This window comes from Pseudonocardia hispaniensis, from assembly GCF_042658695.1.
Lineage (GTDB): Bacteria > Actinomycetota > Actinomycetes > Mycobacteriales > Pseudonocardiaceae > Pseudonocardia > Pseudonocardia hispaniensis.
The window spans coordinates 67,661-76,485 of record NZ_JBHSQW010000018.1; the positions used below are offsets into that span (position 1 = coordinate 67,661).

Consider the following 8,825-nt stretch of genomic DNA (forward strand, 5'->3'; position numbering starts at 1 on the left):
GTCAATTCACCTCTTCCTGCAAGGGACGGACCTTCCAGAAATAGTTGTGCAGCCCGTCGCTGGTCGAGATGCGGCGGAAGGTGGGGATCACCCGTTGACCGGGAGCCAATCGTTCCCCGTGCGCGTCGGCCACCTCGCACGAAAGGCGTCCCCCTCCGTCCAGGTCCACCACCGCGGCGATCACCTTGTCCCCCTTCGAGTAGGCCAGGTGATCCACGGTCCAGCTCCGGATGGTTCCAGGAGTGTCCTGGAGCGGGACGGGGCGCATCGGGGCGGGTCGGCGGCAATGGCCGCAGATCCGTTGCGCCGGGACGTTCCGGGCCTGGCACCGACCGCAGTCGGCGCCCACCAGCGCGTACTTCCAGCGCCGGTTCCGCAGGGCTGCGGGCGCCGACACCCGGTCCGGCTCGGGACGTCGGGGCGGATCCTCGGCCAGGTCGCCTCTCCAGCGCAGATACGTCGGATATGCGAGCGGGCGCTGCCGATCGACCTGAGCCTTCAGCGACTGCCCGGACCGTGACTCTACGCCCTCGGCGATCTCCCACAGGTGGGCACTCGCTCCGTCGGCCACGGTCAGCACGAGGATCTGGCTCCCCGGTGCGGCGACATCGAAGGCAGCGGCCATGACCAGCAGCGGATCGGCAGCACCGGCGTAGCCCAGATCGTCCGTCAGGCCGCCGAGGTATGCCCAGCCCAGCTTGCGTCCCCGTCGTATCACGTCGGCACGGAGCCGGCGGTTGCTCGCCGAGACGACGAACTGGACCCGCGCCGGATCGCCGTACCGCGCCAGGACCTCCTCGGCCAGATTCATCGTCTCCGGAATCAGCGCGTGAGCGGCGAAACGACCGTCCCAAGACTTCGGCACGTCCTCGGTCGACATCCAGGTGTCGCCCACCGGCAGAGTCGTCGCGGCTCCACCCAGATGGCGCGCTACCGCCGGCGCGGTGCCCTCGGGTGCCAGAGCCACCGCCGCGGCGGCATCGCATCCGAACCATTCGAACTCACTGCCCGGCAGACCACCGCGCACATCCGCAGCGACCACGACCACCGGCTCCTCCGCACGCAGTGCGTGCCTCAGCATGGCGACCGTGGTTTGGGAGGTACCAATGGCGTCGTGCGCCGGCGCACGGGCCGACAGATCCAGCGCGGCGTGGATGATCGAACTGTTGGAACGTTCCAGATAGACGGGAGAACTCGTCACATAGGTGAGCAGCGCGGGTTCGGCCACAGCCGCTCCTCGCGCGTTGCGCAGCGCTTCGACCGCCATCGTGATCGAGTCTTCGTCGTGACTGGCCGTCGTACGCTGCCCGCTGAGCGTCCCGCGCCCCAGCGTGGCACTCATATCCGCCCTGGACACCCGGCTACTGGGCAGATAAGAGCCGTAGGACGTCACCACTAGACCTGACATAAGGATCCTTCATAGCTGAATACAGGACAGGGAGTTCGCAGGAAGGACGACAACCCACAGGCGCATCCACACTCGAGGCGAGAAATATCCCGCTAGTGCAGCCGATCGCTCGACATGAGGTTCCACGTACTAGGGAGCCTCGACCAGCTCAAGTTGTTCGACTCGGCGTGCTAGTGAAGCCGGGCTGGCAGCGTCTGATCTCCCACATGAGTCCGATTCCGGCATACCGTCCATTCATCCACCTCTCGCGGAAACGTCCTGAGTCCAGCCACGATAACGCCCTCCTCGGTTTACAGAATCAAAGCTTGCTGGGAAGTCTCCGGCCACCGGAGGAAGCTCGGCGAACTCGGAACCGATTCCGTCCGTTCCGCTGACTGAGTCGCCTGGCGATGCTGGCCAACCCTCCCGGAAGCAGCAGAAGCACGACGACCAGGGAGATCCCGTAGACCACACCGGCCAAGGAGTCACTGATACGGCCGGTGTAGAGAGGAACGAACTGGACATAGGCTGCGCCGAGAAGTGCTCCCCAAGGACTGCGTGCACCACCCACAACCAAGCCAGCAAGAAAGGCAACAGAAAGCAAAAGCGGGAACGATTCCGGCGAGACAAATCCGACCACGACGACATAACCCGCTCCAGCCAGGCCGGCAACGGCCCCTGCCCAGGCGAAGGCGATGGCACGGGTCAGTGGAACATTGATCCCCATTGCGGCAGCCGCAAGGGGGTCGTCCTGACAGGCATACAGCGCCCGGCCGGGTCGCCTGCTGAGAACCCCCTGGGTCAGCAACCAGGCAAGAATGAGCATGGACAGGGCGAACAGGTAGTGAAGCTGGTCATCGGCCAGCGGCCAACCCTCGGGAACGCGTGGTTGGGGAATCAATAGCCCGCTCGCGCCGCCGGTCTCCTCGGGAAAGCGCTTGATGACTGGCGCGAAGATGATGGCCAAGGCCAAGGTGAGCAGTGCCAGGTACAGACCGTTGAGACGTGATGCCAGCAGACCTATGGCGAAGCCCATGACGGTGGTCGAGCCGACCGCGACGAGCACTCCCACCCACAACGGCATCCCAAGCTTCACCACCGCGATCGCCACTACATAGGCCCCCACACCGACGAACGTTCCCTGAGCCAGTGAGATCTGGCCCGACGCCCCCGTCAGCATGGTGAGACCCAGGATCGCCGTTCCATAAATGAACATGAGCGAGAAGTCATAGTTCCGGTACGGCGGCAGGAGGAATGGCAGAACTAGTGCGACAGCGACGAGTGTAAACCCGACGACCTGGGCGCGGCCGGGCCAGTTCTTCTGCTGCAGCACCTTGCTCACACCCGAATCCTTTCCGGAGTGCCGAACAGCCCCGTCGGCCGCACAAGGAGCACGAGCACGACCACTGTGAGCGGCACAACGGCCTTGAGGTCGGGCCCTAGGAACGGTACATAAGTGCCGACCAGATTCTCCAGAATCCCGATGATCAAGCCGCCGACGACAGCGCCGAACACGCTGGTCAACCCTCCCAGCACAATCGCGGCGAAGGCGTACAGAAGCACACCGGACATCATATTCGGTTCCAAGAACGTCCGTGAAGCGATGAGAATTCCACCAATCGCTCCGAAGCCGCCGGCGAGGCCCCAACCCAGCATCAGCATCCGCTGAACATCGATCCCGACCAGGGCCGCCGATTCCGGATTGGCTGCCGAGGCTCGCATCCACAGCCCAATCCTGGTTCGCTGCAGGAGGACGTAGATCCCAACCGACTCCACCATGAGCACCGCGAGCATAAATATCACATCTGAGGAAAAATATATCCCGAACACCTGCCATGTATGGGCAGCAACCAGCGAGGGAAAGCGCTGACTTGTCGAATGCCAGATGACCGCTGCAGTTTGGTTGAAGATCAGGAATAGTCCGAAGGTGAGAATGACGGCGTTGAGATGAGGTCCCGTCTCTACCCTACGCACCACGAAACGCTCGGTAAAGACCCCTAAGGCGACTCCAAAGACTACGCCACTCAGCGCGGCTATGACCAATGGAAGACCCCATACACTCAACTGCCAAGCAATGTATGTGGAGACCATCGCCATCTCACCTTGCGCAAAGTTGGCAATGCCGGTGGATCGGAAGATCAGAACCAGGGCGATTCCGATGGAGGCGTAGATGGCTCCTGCGGCAATTCCTGAAAGTATCTGCTGTAGAAGGACCGTCATGTGAGAGTCCCTCCGAGGTATGCGTCCCGAAGTGCGGGATTGTTGCTGATGTCCGCGGGGGTACCCTCCAGGACGATTCGCCCGCTCTCCAGCACGGCAGCCCGATCCGCGATCGCCATGGAGAGATGCGCGTTCTGTTCCACGACCAGCATAGAGATCTGGCTATCTTCCTTGAGGGAACGCAGAGTCTGGAATACCTCCGCGGTCACCTGGGGGGCCAGACCCAGGGAGGGTTCGTCCAACAGCAAGAGCTTGGGGCGGCTCATCAGGGCTCGTGCGATGGCGAGCATCTGCTGCTCACCACCGCTCATCGTCGATGCCTGCTGGTGCTGTCGGTCCGCCAGCCGTGGAAACAGCTCGAAGATCTGATCGAGACGAGCAGGGATCCCGTCGCGCAGGGAACCTCGCAGGCTGGCCGCCCCTAGCAGGAGATTCTCGTGAGTGGTGAACTGGTGGAATGTCCCCCTGCCCTGCGGAACATGCGCCACACCCATCCGGACCAGGGCCTGGGTTGACATATTGGTGATCCGCCGTTTCTCGAACTCCACCTCGCCAGCTAGCGGAAGCATTCCGGAGATGGCACGTAACAACGTGGTCTTGCCCGCACCGTTGGCACCCAGGATCATGAGCACCTCACCGGGGGTGACCTTCAGGTCGATGCCATGCAACACCTGGGCGCCCTGATATCCGCATCTGAGATCACGACACACAAGCATGTTGTTCATCCGCCCAGGTAGGCTTCCACGACATTGCGGTCCTCCTGTACTTCTTGCGGAGTTCCCATGGCTAGAACTAGTCCGTGGTCCAACACCACAATCCGGTGGCATACCGTCATGACCATGCCCATGTGGTGTTCGACGAGTATCACCGTGATGCCGAACTCTTCATTGATCCGGCGGATCTCTCCGGCGAGTGCGTCCACCTCCCCATGGGGGAGACCTGCAGCGGGCTCATCCAGCATGAGCAGCCTGGGACGGCCCATCAGCGCCCGGGCCAACTCGACCCGCTTGCGGGTGCCGTACGGCAACGTGGTGACGTCGTCGTGTGCCACGGACTCCAGGCTCAGGTCTGCTAGGATCTCGAGCGCTTCCTGCCGCATCTGACGTTCCGCACGGATCGACCCGGGGAGATGGAATCCGGCTCGAAGGAAACCGACCCTGCCGCGCGAATGCCCTCCCACAAGTACGTTATCCACCACGTTGAGGTGCTCGAACAGGGCAACGTTCTGGAACGTCCGGGAGATCCCCAGTCCGCTCCTGGCGCTCACCCGTGATCCGAGGATATCGCGCCCGGCGAACCGAATCCGCCCCGTGTCCGGCCGGTAGATTCCACTGACACAGTTGAACAGTGTGCTCTTCCCGGCACCATTCGATCCGATCAATCCTGCAATAGTGCCTTCGCCGACGGCAAAACTGACGTCGGTGAGCGCCTGTACGCCGCCAAACGACATGCTGACGCCTTCGACGTGAAGCAACGGTTCTTCGTCCCATTGCTGTTCTGCTGGCGCCCCCGTCTCGGTTAGTTCGACACTGTTCATGGGCGGACCTGTACCACCGGGCCTCGGCCGATCAGCCACCGCCGGGATTCGGCATGCTCGATGATCCAGCTCGCATAACCGGGCGCCTCAGCGTGGTAGCGATACAGATCCACCAGGCGGCGTACCAGTGGTCCGTCCAATCGGGCGGCCGATCGGGCGAACTCCAGCGCGGTGTCCAGGACTGCCTCGGGCTCGACTACGTACTCCACCAGCCCCAGTCGCAATGCCTCCGCAGCGTCGACCTCGCGGCCGGTGAGACTAATCGCAAGTCCCGCGGCCGGCCCGGCCCTGCGTGAGAGCCCTACGGACATTCCCGCCCCGGGGAGAAGGCCGATCTGGGCATGGGTGTCCCGGAAGCGAGCTGTAGTCGAGGCAACGATGAAGGAGCAGCCCAACGCCAGTTCCCATCCACCTGTGATGGCAGGCCCATTCACGGCGGCGATCACCGGCACGCCCAGGTCTGGCACCAACGGCACCCGTTGTGGCTCATCGACGTCGGCCCGCAGCACCCCGCCGTGGGTAGTGATCTCGTTCAGGTCGAGCCCTGCGCAGAAGGAGTTGCCTGCGCCGGTCACGACCACGGCCGTTACCGTCCGGTCCTGGATGAGCCGATCGAACTCTTCGCGCAGTCGGTTCCGCAGCTCGAGGCTCAGCGCGTTGTGCACGGCGGGACGGTTCAGCGTAAGGACCGCGATTCCGTCGTCGGTGTCGGTGCGCAGCAGGCAGTCCCGAGCATCCGGGTAACCCGGCGTCACCACGCGTTCCATGCGACAACCTTCTCCACTCGTTCTCGGCGTGCAGGTTTGAATCGGGTGCCGATGGTCCAGGCTACTGGTAGCAAGCCGGCTTGGGTCACCTCCGAGGGGATACCGAGAATTCGTGCAACGCGTTCCTCCTGTGCCAGATGGATCTGAGTCCAGGCACTGCCCATGCCTTTCGCCCGCAGAGCCAACATGAAACTCCACATCGCCGGCAATACCGAACCCCAGAAACTTGCAGTTCTGACTCGATTGCTTCCCTGCGGTGGACAGCCCTGGATGGTGGGAATGACCAACATCGGCACCTGTCCCATGACCTGCTGCAATCGGCGCGCGCCGGGGACCATTGGGTCGTCGGCCGGCAATCGCCGCAGATACTCCTCCGCACACTCGCCCCATATCGCGCCCACCGATTGCTTGGTGGCTGCATCGTCGATGACCAGCCACCGCAAGCCACCCTTGTTGCCGCCCCGGGGAGCCTGGAGAGCGATCTCGATCGCCCGTTCCACGTCGGCTCGAGCAACCGGTCGTTCCAGGTCCAGGCGGCGACGCACCGTTCGGGTTGTTGTCAGCAGCTCTTCAGTCGTCAGGCTGAGCAACGGGGTGGACGAGTGCGAGGCGGATTCTGCGCCAGCCATGGCTCATTCCCCCACGAAGCTGGCGGACTCACCTTCGAGGGAGATCGGCTGGTCCCCCACGAAACGGTAGTGCTCACCGTTGAACTCCTGAATCCACAGCGACTCGAGCCCGAACCCATCCGATTCCGAGGTGTGGAACTCGATCCCGGGAAGTAGCATTTCAGAAGTTTGCCCGTTCAGTTTTCCGACGGCCTCGCGGAGCGCTTCACGAGACGGCTCGGTGGTCGCCAGCATCTTGACGAAGGAATCGGCAACGGCCCAGCCGGCAACGGCGAAGGCATCGTCGGCATTAGCCCGCGGTTCGTACTTCTTCATCGCCTCACGGAACGTTCGCATCGACTCATCGTCCGCCCACGTCGGGTCAGTTGGATCCTTGAACCAACCGACGGTGATCGCGCCCTTGGCGTTGTTCAACCCGGCAGGCTCCAAGACCGCCTTCACCGAGCTGGCTTGGGACGGCAGCAGGATCATCGGTTTCCAGCCGAGCTCAGGCGCCCGTGAAATCGCCAGGGCGGCGAACTTCGGCGTGCCAAAATTGGCGAACACGTCGGCTCCGCTGGAGGCTAGGATAGAGATCTGCGAGTCGATGGAGGCATCGGTGGTCGCGTAGGACTGCTCCTCCACCACCTCCGCATTACTGCCCTTCAGCGCCTTCTTGAACGCGCCGACGTAGGCTTGACCGCCTTCGTCGTTGGCGCGCAGGATGCCGATCTTGGCGGTGGGTCGTTCCGTGATCGCATGCTTCGCGAGCACGGCGGCCTCAACCACTGACGAAGGCGATCCGGTCATGGAGTACGGGTACGTGTCCCGCTCGAGGTTGAATTTCGGGTTGGTCGACTGGACGAAGATCTGGGGGACCTTGTGGTCATTGAGATACTGGCGGGTAGCCAGGGTCGGATCTGTCCCGAACGGCTGCACGAGTGCGGCCACCCCGTCTTGCTCAACGAGCCGCTTGACGACACCCGACGCACGCGCCGGGTCGTAGCCGTCATCGTGCACGATGTAGGTGATCGTCCTCTTCTTCCCGTCCGCCATCGTGACACCACCCTGGGTGTCGTTGAGATAGCTGAAGTACGCTCGGGCGCCGTAGTTGACTGCCGCGAAGCCAGATGCCGGTCCCGAGAGTGGGGCGTTGGCGCCAAGGACAATCGTCTCGTCGGTGAAGCCCTGAGTGGCGCTCTCGGCATCAGATGCCCGGCCACACGCGGCCAGGAGGCTCAGAGCTAAGACAGCGATCGTCAGCCTGAGCCGAATCGTTCTGGTTGGCACGGTTCCTCCTGCGACTGGCCGGGCCGCTCGGTCGTTGGAGGACCTGCGCGGCAGTGCGGGAACAGACGCTCGCATGCGGCCCCAAGAAGTGCAATGTGCCAGGTTCACTGAACGGACCACTACTGTGTCGTAGATCTCAGCACCCGAGTTGCACGGCTGGAGCGAATCAGCTAACGACACTGAGCTCAGTGGTACTTGTTACAATGATTGAGCGCAAGTTCGTTTCAACTCGGAAATCCTGTAGCGGGGGGAAGGCTACTGACGAGGTCATGACGACAACACGATGATCTGGAATTTTGAAACGCAGGGGGTCGGATTGCGAATACTCTCGAACCATCTTTGATCATGAAATCGAATGTCGTGCCCCGGTCTGCATCATCTCCGATCTGTGCGACCGCCGATCATCTGACCGCCTTTGAGCACGTCGGACCCGGTCACCACCGGTCCACCGATGTGAGGGTCCGGGTCGTGGTGGCCGAGCCATCACCGCGGCGCGAGATGCACGGGTTTTCGCGGGTGCTCGCGTCGGTGGTGTGCGCGGTCGCGCGATCGCCGGCATGGTCACCAACCTGCCTGCCGAGACCGCTACCTAATACTCCAGCCGTAGATCGTTATCCGGTCTCGGTTCGGGCTCGGTAGTGGCTGGTGTGGGCGCGGTATTGGTGGCGTCGTCGCCAGTAAGCCCAGGTCAGGGGGTCGGTGAGGCGGCGGGCGGGGTCGATGAGCAGCCGGTTGAGCAGGCGGTGGATCTCGTTGCAGGTCAGCGTGATCAGCCCGGGCGGGGCCGGGTAGTGGGCCCGCTCGCTCGCGGCGAGCACGGCCAGGAGCGCGTGGGCGAGCATCGCGATCAGCGTCCAGCGTCGCCACGAGGTCCAGCGGCGGACCTGGTGCTCATCCGGGCCGGACGCTCTGATGGTGTGTCAAGCCGCGCGGGTGGCTGAGGTGGGTGGGTTCTCGAGCTGGCGGTAGAGCTGGCGGGCGATGTAGCGCTTGAGGCAGCGTTTGATCTCCCGGTC

At 63.2% G+C, this 8,825-nt stretch carries 8 protein-coding genes and 1 pseudogene; all 9 read right to left on the bottom strand.

The genetic code is table 11. The features are described 5' to 3' along the window. Nucleotide 1: 1 nt before the first annotated feature. Entirely contained in the window at nt 2-1,228 is a 1,227-nt protein-coding gene (locus tag ACFQE5_RS09195) for an OB-fold domain-containing protein (protein ID WP_379584415.1), read from the bottom strand. A gap of 478 nt (nt 1,229-1,706) precedes the next feature. Continuing rightward, entirely contained in the window at nt 1,707-2,729 is a 1,023-nt protein-coding gene (locus ACFQE5_RS09200) for a branched-chain amino acid ABC transporter permease (protein ID WP_379584416.1), read from the bottom strand. Further along, nucleotides 2,726-3,607: a branched-chain amino acid ABC transporter permease gene (locus tag ACFQE5_RS09205; protein ID WP_379584417.1), complete on the bottom strand. Its 882-nt coding sequence runs from the start codon at nt 3,605-3,607 to the stop codon at nt 2,726-2,728. Before ACFQE5_RS09205 ends, ACFQE5_RS09200 begins: the two co-directional genes overlap by 4 nt. Beyond that, nucleotides 3,604-4,332, bottom strand: a complete 729-nt coding sequence (locus ACFQE5_RS09210) for an ABC transporter ATP-binding protein (RefSeq protein ID WP_379584418.1) — start codon at nt 4,330-4,332, stop codon at nt 3,604-3,606. Before ACFQE5_RS09210 ends, ACFQE5_RS09205 begins: the two co-directional genes overlap by 4 nt. Continuing rightward, a complete protein-coding gene (locus ACFQE5_RS09215; protein WP_379584419.1) occupies nt 4,329-5,144 on the bottom strand; it encodes an ABC transporter ATP-binding protein in 816 nt (271 codons plus the stop codon). Before ACFQE5_RS09215 ends, ACFQE5_RS09210 begins: the two co-directional genes overlap by 4 nt. Continuing rightward, on the bottom strand, nt 5,141-5,911 hold the full coding sequence (locus ACFQE5_RS09220) for an enoyl-CoA hydratase-related protein (protein WP_379584420.1): 771 nt from the start codon (nt 5,909-5,911) through the stop codon (nt 5,141-5,143). Before ACFQE5_RS09220 ends, ACFQE5_RS09215 begins: the two co-directional genes overlap by 4 nt. Continuing rightward, nucleotides 5,896-6,540 carry a nitroreductase family protein gene (locus tag ACFQE5_RS09225; RefSeq protein ID WP_379584421.1) on the bottom strand — a complete coding sequence of 215 codons (645 nt, stop codon included), beginning with the start codon at nt 6,538-6,540 and terminating at the stop codon, nt 5,896-5,898. Before ACFQE5_RS09225 ends, ACFQE5_RS09220 begins: the two co-directional genes overlap by 16 nt. 3 nt (nt 6,541-6,543) lie before the next feature. Then, the gene (locus tag ACFQE5_RS09230) at nt 6,544-7,809 is read right to left on the bottom strand and encodes an ABC transporter substrate-binding protein (RefSeq protein ID WP_379584422.1); all 1,266 of its coding nucleotides are present in this window, start codon (nt 7,807-7,809) and stop codon (nt 6,544-6,546) included. 611 nt (nt 7,810-8,420) lie between these two features. Continuing rightward, nucleotides 8,421-8,705 (bottom strand): annotated as a pseudogene (locus ACFQE5_RS09235) (IS701 family transposase); the annotation flags it as partial. Nucleotides 8,706-8,825: the final 120 nt, after the last annotated feature.